Origin of the sequence: Olsenella sp. oral taxon 809 str. F0356, from assembly GCF_000233535.1 — a bacterium.
Lineage (GTDB): Bacteria > Actinomycetota > Coriobacteriia > Coriobacteriales > Atopobiaceae > Olsenella_I > Olsenella_I phocaeensis.
On sequence record NZ_JH376563.1, the window covers coordinates 1,051,772 to 1,065,530 of the forward strand.

At 67.5% G+C, this 13,759-nt stretch carries 12 protein-coding genes; 6 read left to right on the forward strand and 6 right to left on the reverse strand.

Going from position 1 to position 13,759, the window contains the following annotated elements; genetic code table 11:
• Positions 1 to 208 precede the first annotated feature (208 nt).
• The 3 genes from HMPREF1008_RS10980 to deoC form a co-directional block, all read right to left on the reverse strand.
• Positions 209 to 649 carry an Abi family protein gene (locus tag HMPREF1008_RS10980; protein WP_009278707.1) on the reverse strand — a complete coding sequence of 147 codons (441 nt, stop codon included), beginning with the start codon at positions 647 to 649 and terminating at the stop codon, positions 209 to 211.
• 43 nt (positions 650 to 692) lie between these two features.
• Complete coding sequence (locus HMPREF1008_RS10985; RefSeq protein ID WP_009278708.1) at positions 693 to 1,148, reverse strand: Abi family protein; 456 nt, start codon at positions 1,146 to 1,148, stop codon at positions 693 to 695.
• 276 nt (positions 1,149 to 1,424) lie between these two features.
• Positions 1,425 to 2,135, reverse strand: a complete 711-nt coding sequence (deoC, locus tag HMPREF1008_RS04730) for a deoxyribose-phosphate aldolase (protein ID WP_009278709.1) — start codon at positions 2,133 to 2,135, stop codon at positions 1,425 to 1,427.
• Between the two features lie 92 nt (positions 2,136 to 2,227).
• Here deoC and HMPREF1008_RS04735 point away from each other — a divergent pair, with 92 nt between their 5' ends.
• Positions 2,228 to 2,812: a nitroreductase family protein gene (locus HMPREF1008_RS04735; protein WP_009278710.1), complete on the forward strand. Its 585-nt coding sequence runs from the start codon at positions 2,228 to 2,230 to the stop codon at positions 2,810 to 2,812.
• Between the two features lie 91 nt (positions 2,813 to 2,903).
• On the opposite strand, the gene HMPREF1008_RS04740 is transcribed toward HMPREF1008_RS04735, so the two are convergent.
• The gene (locus tag HMPREF1008_RS04740; protein ID WP_009278711.1) at positions 2,904 to 5,876 is read right to left on the reverse strand and encodes an insulinase family protein; all 2,973 of its coding nucleotides are present in this window, start codon (positions 5,874 to 5,876) and stop codon (positions 2,904 to 2,906) included.
• Positions 5,877 to 6,032: 156 nt separating this feature from the next.
• On the opposite strand from HMPREF1008_RS04740, the gene HMPREF1008_RS04745 reads away from it, so the two are divergent.
• Positions 6,033 to 7,067 (forward strand): DMT family transporter, encoded by a 1,035-nt coding sequence (locus tag HMPREF1008_RS04745; RefSeq protein WP_009278712.1) that lies wholly within the window; start codon positions 6,033 to 6,035, stop codon positions 7,065 to 7,067.
• 174 nt (positions 7,068 to 7,241) lie between these two features.
• On the opposite strand, the gene HMPREF1008_RS04750 is transcribed toward HMPREF1008_RS04745, so the two are convergent.
• Entirely contained in the window at positions 7,242 to 7,691 is a 450-nt protein-coding gene (locus tag HMPREF1008_RS04750; RefSeq protein ID WP_009278713.1) for a universal stress protein, read from the reverse strand.
• Between the two features lie 139 nt (positions 7,692 to 7,830).
• Positions 7,831 to 8,631, reverse strand: coding sequence for a MurR/RpiR family transcriptional regulator (locus tag HMPREF1008_RS04755; RefSeq protein ID WP_009278714.1), 801 nt, complete (start codon positions 8,629 to 8,631; stop codon positions 7,831 to 7,833).
• A gap of 222 nt (positions 8,632 to 8,853) precedes the next feature.
• Between HMPREF1008_RS04755 and HMPREF1008_RS04760 the strand changes: the two genes are divergently transcribed.
• The 4 genes from HMPREF1008_RS04760 (at position 8,854) to HMPREF1008_RS09855 (ending at position 13,499) form a co-directional block, all read left to right on the forward strand.
• Entirely contained in the window at positions 8,854 to 10,179 is a 1,326-nt protein-coding gene (locus HMPREF1008_RS04760; RefSeq protein WP_009278715.1) for a 6-phospho-alpha-glucosidase, read from the forward strand.
• A 132-nt stretch (positions 10,180 to 10,311) separates the two neighbouring features.
• A complete protein-coding gene (locus HMPREF1008_RS04765) occupies positions 10,312 to 11,877 on the forward strand; it encodes a PTS transporter subunit EIIC (RefSeq protein WP_009278716.1) in 1,566 nt (521 codons plus the stop codon).
• Positions 11,878 to 11,879: 2 nt separating this feature from the next.
• Positions 11,880 to 12,359 carry a PTS glucose transporter subunit IIA gene (locus tag HMPREF1008_RS04770; protein WP_009278717.1) on the forward strand — a complete coding sequence of 160 codons (480 nt, stop codon included), beginning with the start codon at positions 11,880 to 11,882 and terminating at the stop codon, positions 12,357 to 12,359.
• 168 nt (positions 12,360 to 12,527) lie between these two features.
• Complete coding sequence (locus tag HMPREF1008_RS09855) at positions 12,528 to 13,499, forward strand: undecaprenyl-diphosphate phosphatase (RefSeq protein WP_009278718.1); 972 nt, start codon at positions 12,528 to 12,530, stop codon at positions 13,497 to 13,499.
• The last annotated feature ends 260 nt before the right edge of the window (positions 13,500 to 13,759 follow it).

Consider the following 13,759-nt stretch of genomic DNA (forward strand, 5'->3'; position numbering starts at 1 on the left):
AACTCCCTCCGTCGTTGAGCGACGGGAAGCCCATGGAGGGCCTCCCTCGGGCCATCTGAGCCTGTGGTGCCTCGGGTCCAGCACGGACGGCTGCTGCGCAGTCGTGCCATAGGGGCGTCGACTTCCTGCCCTGGTGGTTATCCCCCCCGTACGAGCCCGTCAAGGTCGCGTGCGGGGGGTCTAGCTTCTCCACTTGGTTCGCTTTCATCTAGTTGACGCCCCAACGGCGTGCCAGCTGGTTGCTGAGCTCCGTGAACCCTAGTGGTTCGAGGACGGCTGCAACCTTTTCGTTTCCGTCTATTCCATCCTTAAGACGGTGGACGAGACTCGCGATGTATTCATTGAACTCGGCATCCGTGAGAAACCACTCAAGGTGCCAGACCATGCGCCCGTAGTTGATCTGCTTTCGGCCGCCTACCACGGCGCAGTACAACCGCTCATCATGGGCACATATGTTGCGGAACTTGACGAGGGCCTCGAGTGCCACTCTGACCTTATCGACACTGAGGTACCCGAGGTTACTGCCGACCCTGTTCGTCGACTGGACGATCATCTTGCAGACCGACGCCTTCTCATCAGGTTTCATCAGGTTGAAGAAGTGCTCGATGTTTCCGAAGGTGAGGCCATTGCTCAGGACCCATAGGGGCACGTCGCCATATTCGTCGCGGTAGTGCTTGATGAACTCGGCGTTGCTATTCCGTCGCGTCTTTGACAGGATTGCTCACGAGGCCCGATATCTCGTCCGCGTAGCGGGCTGCGTTCATCCCGGCCCGTGCGTATTCGTCGCGCGTGCAGTAACAGTCCTGGAGGAGATAGGCATCTCGGTCCCGGTGGACGTCGGAGAAGCAGTATGCCACAGCCGTCTTGGCGGTCGACTCGGCCCGGATGAGGTAGTGGAACGTCAGCTCCCTCAGGGACCTGTCGAACTCGAACAGGGCATACATGTCGGAGAACTTTGCGTCGCGGACGTACCTGTCGTCGCCTGCGCGTGCTGTCGCGCCGCGATCGATGAACGGGTCCTTGTAGCCGTTCACGACCGAGTAGTATCCTTCCCTCCGCAAAATCGTTGGGGTCTCGGAGTCCGTCTCCATGCCTCGCTTCTCCAGAAGCTCGACCTGCTGCCGTATCGTCAGGAACGGTTTTCCCATTGCTCCTCCAACAAGAGAAAGGCGGCACCCATATGGGCAGCCGCCTTCTCGGACGTGGGCCCCGTGGGGTCACCACATCAATACCGCTACCATTACTATACCCGTGCAAAGTTCCGGTAGTGCAAAAATCCACTTTAATTTTTCCGAGTGAGCAAACCCTCGAGCTCGAACGTCGCCTCCTTGCAAGCCATGCCCTAGACCTTCCGTCTGGGATGAGGCCATCCCATGCCACTCTTGTCGCAGCTGGGGACCAGCGCCCCCATGCGCTTGACGTCCCTATAGCTCGAGACACGCTGCGCCGCTGGCATCGAGCCGGCGGTGCAGCTCCTCCATGATGGGGATCCCCGCCGAGCAGCCGATCCTGCGGGCACCGGCTGCCACCAGCGCGAGGAAGGAGTCGGCGTCGCGGATGCCACCCGCCGCCTTGACCTTGACCCTCTCGCCCACGTTGGCCACCATCAGTCGCACGTCCTCCACGGTGGCGCCGCCGCTGCCGAAGCCGGTCGAGGTCTTCACGAAGTCGGGCCCCACCTCTCGCGCGATTTGGCAGAGCGCGAGTTTCTCCTCCAGGCCCAGGTAGCAGTTCTCGAAGATGACCTTGCAGAGGACGCCCGCCTCGTGGCAGGTGGTGACCATCTGCCGCATCTCGTCGGCGACGTAGTCCCACCTGCCCTCTTTGACCTGGGTGAGGTTGACCACGTAGTCTATCTCGCTCGCCCCGGAGGCCAGGGCGTCCTTGGTCTCGAAGACCTTCGCCGCGATGGAGACCTGGCCCAGGGGGAACCCGATCGCCGCTCCTACCCGCACGTCGGTGCCCGCGAGGGCTGAGGCGCAGAGGGCGGACTGCACGGGGTTCACGGCGACCATGGCGAAGTGGTACCTCCTCGCCTCGTCGCAGAGGCGCAGGATGTCCGCTTCGCGGGCGTCTGCGTGGAGGTTGGTGTGGTCCACGAGGCGGCAGAGCTCGTCCAGGGTGTAGCGTGTCATGCGTCTCTCCCTTGTTTCGTCTTGCCGCGCCCGCGGGTGCGGCCCACTTCCACGAGTATGCTCGCAGCAGGGCCAAGGCGAGAGGGGAAGAGATGCGAGCGGACGAGTTCGAGGGGCTGCTGAGGCAGGCGAGGAGCATCCGGAGGTTCGACGGGTCGAGGCCCGTGGGCAGGGAGGGGCTCCTGGGGCTGGTTGCCGCGGCGCGGCTGGCTCCCACCGCAAACAACTCCCAGACGCTGCGCTTCCGCCTGGTGTTCGAGCCGGAGGAGGTCGCGGCGACCTTTGCGACCCATCGCTGGGCGGCCGCCATCAAGGACTGGGACGGTCCTGAGCCGGGCGAGAGGCCCACGGCATACCTCGCCGTCTGTGCGCCGTCAGAGATGGCGGAGCTCCCCATCCGCAACGTCGACGCAGGCATAGCCGCCGAGGCGATCGCGCTCGCCGCGAGCGCCCGCGGCCTGGGAGCCTGCATGATAAAGAGCTATGGTCCCGAGCTCGACCAGGTCCTGGGCCTGGGAGAGAGGGGCCTGGCGTGCCTGCTGCTCGTCGCGGTGGGCTGGCCTGCCGAGGAGGTGCGCCTCGAGGATGCCGATGGGGTCGGCGGACTTGCCTATTGGCATGACGAGGAACGAGTCAACCACGTGCCCAAGCTCTCCGTGGAGGAGCTCTTGGCCTAGGGGTGACCACCGTCGCCGGCGCGTAGCCAAAGGGGCGGGGGCGACCGCTCGCGTGGCCGTCCCCGCCTGCTCCTTGCTTGGTGGCCCGCTCCTAGCCTTCTGCGGCCTCGTTCTCCACCGCCGCGTCCCTTAGGTCGATGACCTGGTCAAATGTGAGGCCCGAGCCTTCGACCTGCTCCTGGGGGCCAAAGACGCAGAGGCTGCGCCTCTTCTCAAGCCCATCCAGGCACGTTGCCATGGAACGCAGGGTCTCCTGCGTGGTTCCCAGGATCTGCCCGCGCAGCTCCGCGCGCCAGCCCTCGGGGCGGCCCGAGAGGTCCAGGCCGTCCTGCCTGCGGACGAGCTGGCGGGGCTTCACCGGGTTGTCGTGCGCGGCGACGCAGGACACGACGTAGCCCTCGAGCTCGGCCTGGCTGGCGTCCCAGGAGCGCAGCCAGTCGGCGCTGCCCTCGTAGCGGGCGATGCTGGGGGTGACGACGGGGTCGCGGTAGGACCAGAACTGCGGGAGCCCGCTGGTGGTGCGGCGGAAGCCGACGCCGTAGGCGCCACCCTTCATGCGCACCTCGTTCCAGAGGTAGTCGAAGCTCAGCGCGCGCGAGGCGACGGCCCAGTTGCCGGGGCCGAAGGCGTCGGCAGCCGAGGGGGCGGCCCCCTCTCCCACGTAGCTCACGTTGGAGGCGATGAGGAAGGCCTCGTCCTGGGCCTTGGGCGCGGGGAGCTCGAGCCTGTGCGCCGCCGCGTCCCCTGCGGGGGAGAGACCCAGGCTGCCGCCCGCCGCCCAGAACGCGTCCAGGTCCGCGCGAGGTCCGGTGAAGCTCACCAGCACCTCGTCGGAGCTGAAGACGCGCCGCGCGACGTCTGCGAGCCGCGCGCAGAGCTCGTTCTTGCGCTCGTCCCAGCTGGCGAGGAGCTCCCTCAGGAAGAGGTAGAGGCCCACGCCGCCCAGCGCGTCAGCCGCCGTGGCGGAGCGCGAGTAGTGGGTGGAGAGGCGCGCCATCGCGGCGGCGTGCCCGTTGTTCTGGAAGTACTGGGAGAGCGCGATGCGCCTCTGCTGGAGGATGGCCAGGATGCGCTCCTGGTCGTCGAAGAGGGTGGAGCCCCACACCTCGGCGGGGATGGTCGCGGCGTCGGCGACGCGCTCCGAGAGCGAGCTCACCCCCACGACCAGGTAGGGCCTGGCCTCGTCGAGGCTGCCCTGCCACGCGTAGGAGTCGCAGAAGAAGTCCAGGCTGCCCAGCCTGCCCTCCACCAGCGTGTCGAGCTCGGCGGCACTGTGCTCGCGGGTGCCCAGGCGCCCCAGGAGCTCGGCCAGGACGCTCGCGTAGGGAAGTTCGTCCGCCGTCAGGCGGCGCAGGTCGAAGTAGTGGTAGACGTAGTCGATCCGATGCGTGGGGATGCCGTGCCAGACGCAGGGGAGAGGCGCCTCGACGCGCTCCTCGCGTGGCTCGGCGGGGGCCTCGGCGATGTCCGCGACGCCCAGGCGCGGGAGGCGCGCCACGTCGGCCGGGTCGTCCGGCGCCTCCTGCTCGCGCCTCAGGGCCTCGAGCTCGGACGCGACTGCGGCATAGGCCTCGTCATCCATGCCCGCGCGCAGCTCCGCAAGCCGTGCCGCCTCGTCGGCCGCGGCACCGTCCTCCACGGGCACGAGCTCCACCTCGGCGTTGTGCGCGCTGTGGCAGACCAGCTCGTCCAGGAGCCGCTCGAAGTAGCCGTCGGCGAGCCCCTCTCGCATGGAGTCTATGCAGTCCTGGAAGCGCAGGTAGTCCACCGGGCGTCCGTCGTCGTAGAGCCAGCTCGACATCGCCTGCATGGAGAGGGCCACTCCGTCGGCGTAGTAGCCCCAGTCGCCCTCGCGCAGGTTGAACTCCGCCTGGGCGAGCGACGCCTCGAGGCGCTCCCTGCCGATGCCGTCCCGCACGAGCCTGGCGCAGGTCCCCTCCACGAGCTCGCGGAGCGCCGGCCCGGAGTCGGGCCTGGTTCCCTTGGCGTGGAAGGCGACCTGAGGCTGGAGCTCTCCGTCCACCAGGATGCCCTGGAACTCGTCCGCGAGCCCGCTCTGGAGCACTGCGCGCTTGAGCGGCGCCTCGTTGGAGCCACAGAGGGCGTCGAGCAGGACGTCCGCCGTGAGCACGCGCTCGCGCTGGCCTGCCGTGCCGATGACGTACGAGAGGCCCACGGCGGCGTTGCCGGGGGCGGTGGCCATGCGCACCTTGGCCAGGGCGGGGCGCACGGGCTCCTGCGGCTCGAGCGGGTTGGGGGCGCCGGCGTGGCGGTCCTCGGCGCCGTCGAAGCGCTCGGCGATGAAGGCCAGCTCGCGCTCGATGTCCAGGTCGCCGTAGAGCACGGTGTAGCTGTTGGGCAGGGTGTAGTGGCGGGCGTGGGAGTCCAGGAACCCCTCGTAGCTCAGGTCGGGGATGGAGGAGGGGTCGCCGCCGGAGTCGAAGCGGTAGGCGTTGGTGGGGAAGAGCTGGCGGTCGAGGGCCTGGAAGAGGACGTCGTCGGGGTCCGAGGTGGCGCCCCTCATCTCGTTGTAGACGACGCCGTTGTAGGCGAGGCCGCCGTCCTCCGTAGGCTCGAGGTGCCAGCCCTCCTGCTCGAAGATGCGCCTGCGCCTCCAGATGGAGGGGTGCAGGACGGCGTCGAGGTAGACGCCCATGAGGTTCTCGAGGTCGGCCACGTTGGTGGAGGCCACCGGGTACATGGTCTTGTCGGGGAAGGTGATGGCGTTGAGGAAGGTCTGCATGGAGCTCTTGATCAGGTTGACGAAGGGCTCCTTGACGGGGTAGCGGTCGCTGCCGCAGAGCACGGAGTGCTCGAGGATGTGGAAGACGCCCGTGTCGTCCTTGGGCGGGGTCTTGAAGGCGATGGAGAAGGACTTGTTGTCGTCCGGGACGGCGAGCCACATCAGGCGCGCGCCGCTCGCGTCGTGGCGCATGACGTAGGCGGTGCCCCCCAGCTCCTCCAGGGGCTCGACCGAACGGACGGTGAACCCGGCGTGCCGCGTGCCGGGCGCGAGGCTGGGGTCGGGCGTGGTGAAGGGAACTCCGCTCTTGCTTGCTGGCATCTTCTCTCCCTCGTTGCCGCGGTCTCGGCCGCGGGCGTCTGTGGACCGCATAGGCTTCCGATGTGCTTAACTTACCCCGCCCGCCGCGTTGTAAGCTCAGCAGGCAAAAGCTTGGGACGATTCTGCGCGCCACGTGGCGTGTGACGGAGGTCTGCGGTGGGGAAAGAGGCAAAGGGGAGCGTGACGGCCGTCGACGGGGGAGCCGCCGCGGACGGCGCCTGCGGGCGAGAGGGCCTCGCATCCGGTGCCGCACGGGCATCCGTCGGTGCCGTGGCGGCGGGCGTTCGCAGCCGTGCCGGCGCTGCCGACGAGGATGCGAGGCGCAAGGTCAGAGGGACGCTCCTCACCCTGGCGGGCGGCACGCTCTGGGGCCTCAACGGGACCCTCTCGAAGCTCCTCATGGGCAGCTACGACGTGGATCCGCTCTGGATGGTCTGCGTGAGGGAGCTCACCGCCTGCTGGCTCTTCCTGGCGATGGCGGGCCTGGGCACGCCCGAGCGGCTGAGGGGGCTCCTTCGCGACCGCCGCTCGCTCTGGGGCGTGGTGGGCGTGGCCTTCGGCTCCATCCTGCTCTCGCAGGTCGCCTACCTCGAGGCCATCGACTGGACCAACTCCGCCACCGCGACGGTGCTCCAGAGCCTGAGCGTGGTCATAGTCATGCTGGTAGTGTGCGCGCGGAGCCGGAGGGTGCCCCGCAGGAGGGAGCTCGTCGGCGTGGCCCTGGCCTTCGGGGGCACCTACCTGGTGGCCACGGGGGGCAACCCCGCCGCGCTCTCGCTCCCGCCCGAGGGGCTGGGCTGGGGCCTGGCCTGTGCGGTCGCCGCTACGATCCTGGCCATACAGCCCCTCGAGCTCATCCGGCGCTGGGGGAACTTCGCCGTGAACGGCCTCGCCTTCCTCGTGTCGGGGGTGGCGCTCTCGCTGGCCTACCGCCCCTGGGAGCACATGCCTGCCCTCGACGGCGCGGGCTGGGCCATGGTGGCGTCGTCGGTGGTGCTGGGGACCTTCGGGGCCTATGCCCTCTACCTGCAGGGAATCAAGGAGGTCGGCTCCATGCGCGGCTCCATGCTGGGGACCGCCGAGCCCGTGGTGGCCACGCTGAGCTCGGTGCTGTGGCTGGGCGTGGTCTTCGGCCCCGCGGAGCTCGCCGGCTTCGCCATGATCATCGCCATGGTCTTCCTCACGGCGTAGGGGGCCGGGGCTGGAGGCTGGGGGCTCCGCGCAGGGGGCGTCACGCCCGAGGGAGCGTCACGTTCGTGAAGCGCCACGCACAACTCGCCCGAGATGACGGGTTTCTGTCACCTCGGGCGAGTTCTGAACGATTTCCTACCGAGGTGGGCCGCCTGGCCGGATCCTCCCGCAGCCCTACTTGATGACCAGCGTGTCGCAGCTGGCGCTCCTGGTGAGGAAGGTCGAGATCGAGCCCAGGAGGGCGTACTTGATCGACGAGAGCCCGCGTGCGCCGCAGATGATGAGGTCGGGATGGATGACGTCGATCATCTCCTCCTTCAGGGTCTCGCGGATGCGCCCGGCGCGCACGATGACCTTGACGCGCTTGATCTGGCCCTCCGCCTCGGCCTCGGCCACCTGGTCGGCGATGGACGCGCGGAAGTCCTCCTCCAGCGTGGCCACGAGCCCCGTGGGGAAGCTCCCCGCCGCCTCGAGCGCCGTGGCGTCGATGACGTGGCCTATGTAGAGCTCGGCGTTGTTGTTTGCCGCGACGATGATCGCCCGTCGCAGCACCTCTCCCTGCTGCTCGGTTCCGTCCAGGGTGACGAGGATCTTGTCGTAGCCCAGGTCCTGGTAGCTTGCCATGGGAACACCTCCAGAGGACGAATGGCGCGTTTCCTGGAGTGTACCCGCGGGCGCGGATGGCACCTGCGGCCACGCTGCCGTCGGCCCCTCTGGTGGCGTGGGCGGCGTCCCGGCCTCTGCGGGCGAGAGGGACGCGCCCCTAGGACAGCGGCCCCTCCGCCATGGGGTCCGTGCGGACCTCGTCCGAGTCGGGTCCCTCGCCTCGCGAGGTCACGCGCGCGAAGAGCCGCTCGAAGATGACCTCCATCACGTAGTAGAAGGCCAGGCGGCTGTTGAGGTCCATGTCGTCGTAGGTGATCTGGCGGTCGACCGCATAGAGGGCGTGGTCGGCCAGGGAGGCCAGGCGGTTCTTCGAGAGGCCCGTGAGCGTCACGACCCTCACGCCGCGCGCCTTGGCTATGAGCGTCGAGTCGATCGAGACGCCGGTCTCGCCGCTCACGCTGACGGCGAAGAGCAGGTCGTTGCTGCCCAGGAGCTTGGCGGTGTGGGTCATGACGTGACGCTCCCTGAGCACCTCCGCATGCTTTCCCAGGATCTTGAGCTTGCTGCAGAGGTCCTCGCAGGGCAGAACCGAGAGGCCCGAGGCGAAGAAGACGACCTGGTCGGCGGACTCGATGGCGTCGACGACCTCCTCCACGAGGCGGTCGTTCAGGAGTTCGCGGGTGCGGACGATGGACTCGTCCAGGCTGGTCCGCTCGATGGTGAAGTTGCGCTCCTCGAGCGAGACGAGATATGAGGACTTCATCTCGTTGAAGCCGGAGAAGCCCAGCTTGTGAGCAAGCCGGGTGATCGCGTTGGGCGCCACGTAGAAGTGCCCCGCGAGCTCCTTGGCGCTGAGCTGCCGCACGCGGTCCTTGGAGGCGACCACGTAGCGCAGGATGTCGGCCTCCATGCGATTGAGCTTGAGCGAGTTCTCCCTCACCGCGTCGTAGAACCTCATGTCGTCTCCCATCGACGAGCGCGCTCGTGTATTCCTACACACGATTGTGTACGTATACCAGATGCGTGGCGCGCGTCCAAACGTCGTGGTCAGGGGCGCTTCCGGCAGATGCCTCCTGTACAACGTTGCCGACGGGAAGGACAGTCGCCAAATCCCGGGAGGCGACGGCCCGGCCCCTTGGAAGAGAAGGCGCAACTGAGCACAGAGAGGCCAGTGATCCTCATGAAGGACAAGCTCAACATCGTCATCGTCGGCGGCGGCTCCACCTGGTGCCCCGGCATCCTCAAGTCCCTGACCAAGCACCAGGACATCTTCCCGCTCGGGCGCGTGGTCATGTTCGACACCGACGCCGAGCGCCAGGCTGTGATCGGCGACTTCGGCAAGATCCTCTTCCGCGAGGAGGCCCCTGGCGTCGAGTTCGACTACACGACCGACAAGGACGTCGCCTACGAGAACGTCGACTTCGTGCTCTGCCAGATTCGCACCGGCGGCTATGACATGCGCTCCAAGGACGAGAAGATTCCCCTGGGCATGGGCCTGATCGGGCAGGAGACCGTGGGGGCGGGCGGCATGGCCTACGGCATCCGCTCCATGAGCGACATGATCCAGATCGTGAAGGACGTGCGCGCTCGCAGCCCCAAGGCGTGGATCATCAACTACACCAACCCCGCGGCCCTCGTCGCCTACGGCCTGGCACGCGTCTTCCCGGACGAGAGGCGCATCCTCAACATCTGCGACCAGCCCGTCAACCTGCTGCGCTCCTATGGCAGGCTCCTGGGCAAGGACCCCAGCAACTGGGAGCCCACCTACTTCGGCCTCAACCACTTCGGCTGGTTCACGCACCTCTATGACGAGTCCGGCCACGACCTGGTGCCCGACATCAAGGAGCACACCAAGAAGTTTGGCTTCAAGCCCGTCGACGCCGAGCAGCGCGACCAGTCCTGGCTCGACACCTACGCCATGGTGGCTGACATGCTCGACGACTTCCCCGAGTACCTGCCCAACACCTACCTGCAGTACTACCTGTACCCCAAGTACAAGGTCGCGCACCTCGACCCCAACTACACCCGCAGCGACGAGGTCATAAACGGGCGAGAGAAGCGCGTCTTCGAGGAGTGCCGCCGCGTGGCGAAGGTGGGCACCGCCCAGGGCTCGTCGGTCGTCCAGAACGACGCCCACGGCGACATGATCGTCGAGGTCTCCTCCGCGATCTACCGCAACACCCGCAAGACCTTCATCGTCATGGTGCGCAACGACGGCATCATCAAGGACTTCCCTGACGACGCCCAGGTCGAGGTCGCCGCGAGCGTGGGCGTCAACGGCCCCGTGCCGTACGCGGTGGGCAAGATCGACACCTTCTACCACGGTCTCATGGTGAACCAGTACTCCTACGAGCGCCTGGCCATCGAGGCCTACCTCGAGCACTCCTACGGCAAGGCGCTTCAGGCGCTCACCCTCAACAGGCTCGTCAACGACGGCAAGGAGGCCCGCAAGGTCCTCGACAAGCTCGTCGAGGCCAACGAGGGCTACTGGCCTGAGCTCCACTAGGGGGCCTTGGGCAACGGCGGGGCGCGCCGTCAGGGTCGCGTCCCGCACCATCAGGGGAGCTGCGAGCGGCGACGCGCGCGACAGGGGCCCTGCCCGGGCGCGCCGCCCCCGCACAAGGAAAGGCAGTTGGCTATGAACAAGGAAGAGGCACTCGCCAAGTTCCAGCGGCTCGGCAAGGTGCTCATGACGCCGGTCCTGATCCTGCCCATCGCGGGCATCTTGGTCGGCCTGGGCAGCGCCTTCACCAGCAAGTCCCTGCTCAACGTGGCACCTTGGCTGGGCGCTGCGGTGCCGGGCATGCTCTTCTCGCTCTGCAAGGTGGCGGGCAACGTGGTCATGGGCAACATCCCCATGCTCTTCGCCATCTGCGTGGCCTACGGCTTCGCCAAGTCCGAGAAGGCCACCGCGGCCCTCTGCGGCTTCATCGGATACATGACGATGAACGCCGTCATGGGGACCTTCCTCACCAAGCTGGGGACCATAGACCCCAAGAATCTGGCGACCGGCCAGGCGGCCATCCTGGGCACCGTCACGCTCGACACCGGCGTCATCGGCGGCCTCGTCGTGGGCGCGCTCGTGGCCTGGGTCCACAACCGCTGGTACAAGATCGAGCTCCCACCCGTGCTCTCGATCTTCAACGGCACGCGCTTCATCCCCGCCGCCACCATCGCCTTCTGCAGCCTCCTGGGCATCGTGATGTCCTTCGTGTTCCCGCCCATCCAGGCCTCGCTCGGCGCCCTCAGCGCCTTCATCCGTAGCGCGGGTGCCCTGGGCAGCTTCGTCTATGGCTCCTGCGAGAGGCTGCTGCTGCCCTTTGGCCTCCACCACTTCGTGTACCTGCCCTTCATGTTCACCAACCTGGGCGGCAGCCAGACCATCGACGGCAACGCGGTGAGCGGTGCGGTCAACATCTACAACGCGATCGTCAGCTCCAACGACAGGAGCTTTGACATCGAGGTCTCGCGCTTCGTCATGAACGGCAAGGTCGTCTTCGCCATGTTCGGCCTGCCCGGTGCCGCGCTCGCCTTCTGGCGCACCGCGCTTCCCCAGAACAGGCGCAAGGTCGGCGCCCTCATGGTGGCCTCGCTGATCCCCTGCGTCTTCATGGGAATCACCGAACCCGTCGAGTACGCCTTCCTCTTCGTCGCCCCCGTGCTCTTCGTCGTGCACGCCATCATGGCGGGCCTCGCCTACGCCCTCACCTACCTGCTCAACTTCAACGTGGCGGGGTCGACCGCCTTCGGAGGCCCGTTCCTCTCGCTTGTGTTCAACGGCATCCTGGGCAGCGCCAAGGGCTCCAACTGGTGGGTGATCCTGGTCCTCGGCCCCATCTACTTCGCCGTGTACTACCTCTCGTTCCGCTTCCTCATCCTCAAGCAGGACCTCAAGACCCCTGGCCGCGAGGACGACGGCCAGGACGTCGAGGAGGTGGCCAGCGCCGCAGCGCCGAGCTCCGAGCTCGTGGAGAGGATCGTCGAGGCCGTGGGCGGGCCCCAGAACATCGGCAATGCCGACGCCTGCTTCAGCCGACTCCGCCTCATGCTGGTCGACCCCTCCGCGGTCGAGCCTGACGAGTACTTCACCAAGGAGCTGGGCGCCCACGGCATAGTCCACGTGAGCGGTGGCGTCCAGATCGTCTATGGCAACAAGGCGTCGCTCTATGCCACGCAGATGCGCGAGATTCTGGAAATGGAGTAGGGATGGGACTCTTCGACCTTTTTTCGGGCAGGGGCGGGGTGTGCGTCCTGAGCCCTGCGGCCGGCGAGGCGCTCCCGCTCTCGAGCTGCTCCGACCCGGTGTTCGCCCAGGGGATGATGGGTCGGGGCGTGGTGCTCCTGCCCAGCGAGGGACGGCTCTGCTCGCCCGTGGACGGTAGCGTCGAGGTGGTCTTCGACACCCTGCACGCCATCGGCATCAGGTCCGACTCGGGCCTTGACGTGATGCTCCACGTGGGCATCGACACCGTCGAGCTCAATGCGGCGCCCTTCGTGGCGCACGTCAGGGTGGGCGACCGCGTGAGGGCGGGACAGCCCCTGCTCGATGCCGACCTCGATGCCATCCGGAAGGCGGGCAAGAGCACCGAGACCGTGGTCACGGTGACGGACGCCGACGAACGGCAGGTCAGCGACTTCGCCTCCGGCAGCCTGCGCCGCGGGGACGTGCTCTTCTCCGTACGCTAGCCCTGGCCACCGCGGCAGACATGAACGGCCCCGGCATGCACGTGGTGTCGGGGCCGTTCGCGTTTCTCGTGGTGAGAGGCCGTCCCGGCGCCCGGCATGTGCCGGCGCTGTCATAGTTAGCCCGAACGCTCGGGGTCCGTCCCGGGAACCGCGTCGTGGGGAGGGCCCATGGATCTGGTCGAGTTTCTGAAGGCCGCGCTCTTCGGTCTGGTCGAGGGGGTCACGGAGTGGCTTCCCGTCTCGTCCACAGGACACATGCTGCTGCTCCAGCAGTTCGTGAGCCTCGACGTGTCCGTCGACTTCTGGAACATGTTCCTGGTCGTGATCCAGCTGGGCGCCATTCTCGCTGTCTGCGTGCTCTACTTCGGCGAGCTCAGCCCCTTCTCGCGCGAGAAGGACGCCGCGCGACGCAGGGCCACCTGGTCGCTGTGGGCCAAGATCGTCGTCGCTTGCCTTCCCGCCGCGGTCATCGGCATCCCCCTCAACGACTGGATGGAGGAGCACCTGGGCGGTCCCTTCGTGATCGCCGGTGCCCTCATCGTCTATGGCATCGCCTTCATCGTCATCGAGTCCGGGCGAGAGAGACGTGCCGCCGCGCTTGCCGCCGCGGGTGGGGCCGGGGCCGTCATGTTGGCTGCGCGCCGCGCTGGCACCGCGGAGGGTCCGCGCCACCTCGCGGCGCGTGCCGAGGGGCCGGAGACGGACGGGCCGTCTGCCCTTGCCGACGCGGGCGCCCGCGTGCGTGACATAGACTCCCTCGACTGGCCCACGGCGATTGGCATCGGCGTGTTCCAGGTGCTCTCGATGGTGCCAGGCACGTCTCGCTCCGGCTCCACCATCATCGGCGGCCTGATCTTGGGCTGCTCCCGCAAGGTCGCGGCGGAGTTTACCTTCTACCTGGCCATCCCCGTGATGTTTGGCGCGAGCGCCCTCCGACTCGTCAAGTTCTTCCTCAAGGGCAACGGATTCGCGCCCAACGAGGCCATGGTCCTCGCCGTGGGGTGCGTGGTGGCGTTCGTGGTCTCCCTCGCCGTCATCCGCTTCCTCATGGGATACATCCGAAGGCACGACTTCCGGCCCTTCGGCTGGTACCGCATCGCGCTGGGCGCGGCGGTCATCGCTTACTTCCTCCTGGCCTAGGACCAGGGGAGGTGGCGCTCGCCCCTCTCGCCTTGCCTGCCCGCCGCGAGTCTCTGCCCCGGCCTTGGTCCCATCAGACCTGCCCGGGGCACATTTTTTGGGCTCCTCATCATCTCTGGTGGCTACCACTCCCCGGGACGGGAGGCGGCCCCCCGCCCCGAACGGTGGGATCCGGCCGTCGGGCGGGCCTCGGCGGCCGGGGGGGCGAGGCGGGCGGCGCCGGGATGCCTGCGGGCCTGTTCGAGAGGCCGACGGGGCCG

Excerpts from the sequence above, each read along its gene's own strand:
- HMPREF1008_RS10985 (WP_009278708.1), bottom strand. The coding sequence starts at position 1,148 with ATGGGAAAACCGTTCCTGACGATACGGCAGCAGGTCGAGCTTCTGGAG.
- deoC (WP_009278709.1), bottom strand. The coding sequence starts at position 2,135 with ATGACACGCTACACCCTGGACGAGCTCTGCCGCCTCGTGGACCACACC.
- HMPREF1008_RS04735 (WP_009278710.1), top strand. The coding sequence starts at position 2,228 with ATGCGAGCGGACGAGTTCGAGGGGCTGCTGAGGCAGGCGAGGAGCATC.
- HMPREF1008_RS04740 (WP_009278711.1), bottom strand. The coding sequence starts at position 5,876 with ATGCCAGCAAGCAAGAGCGGAGTTCCCTTCACCACGCCCGACCCCAGC.
- HMPREF1008_RS04750 (WP_009278713.1), bottom strand. The coding sequence starts at position 7,691 with ATGGCAAGCTACCAGGACCTGGGCTACGACAAGATCCTCGTCACCCTG.
- HMPREF1008_RS04755 (WP_009278714.1), bottom strand. The coding sequence starts at position 8,631 with ATGAGGTTCTACGACGCGGTGAGGGAGAACTCGCTCAAGCTCAATCGC.
- HMPREF1008_RS04760 (WP_009278715.1), top strand. The coding sequence starts at position 8,854 with ATGAAGGACAAGCTCAACATCGTCATCGTCGGCGGCGGCTCCACCTGG.
- HMPREF1008_RS04765 (WP_009278716.1), top strand. The coding sequence starts at position 10,312 with ATGAACAAGGAAGAGGCACTCGCCAAGTTCCAGCGGCTCGGCAAGGTG.
- HMPREF1008_RS04770 (WP_009278717.1), top strand. The coding sequence starts at position 11,880 with ATGGGACTCTTCGACCTTTTTTCGGGCAGGGGCGGGGTGTGCGTCCTG.
- HMPREF1008_RS09855 (WP_009278718.1), top strand. The coding sequence starts at position 12,528 with ATGGATCTGGTCGAGTTTCTGAAGGCCGCGCTCTTCGGTCTGGTCGAG.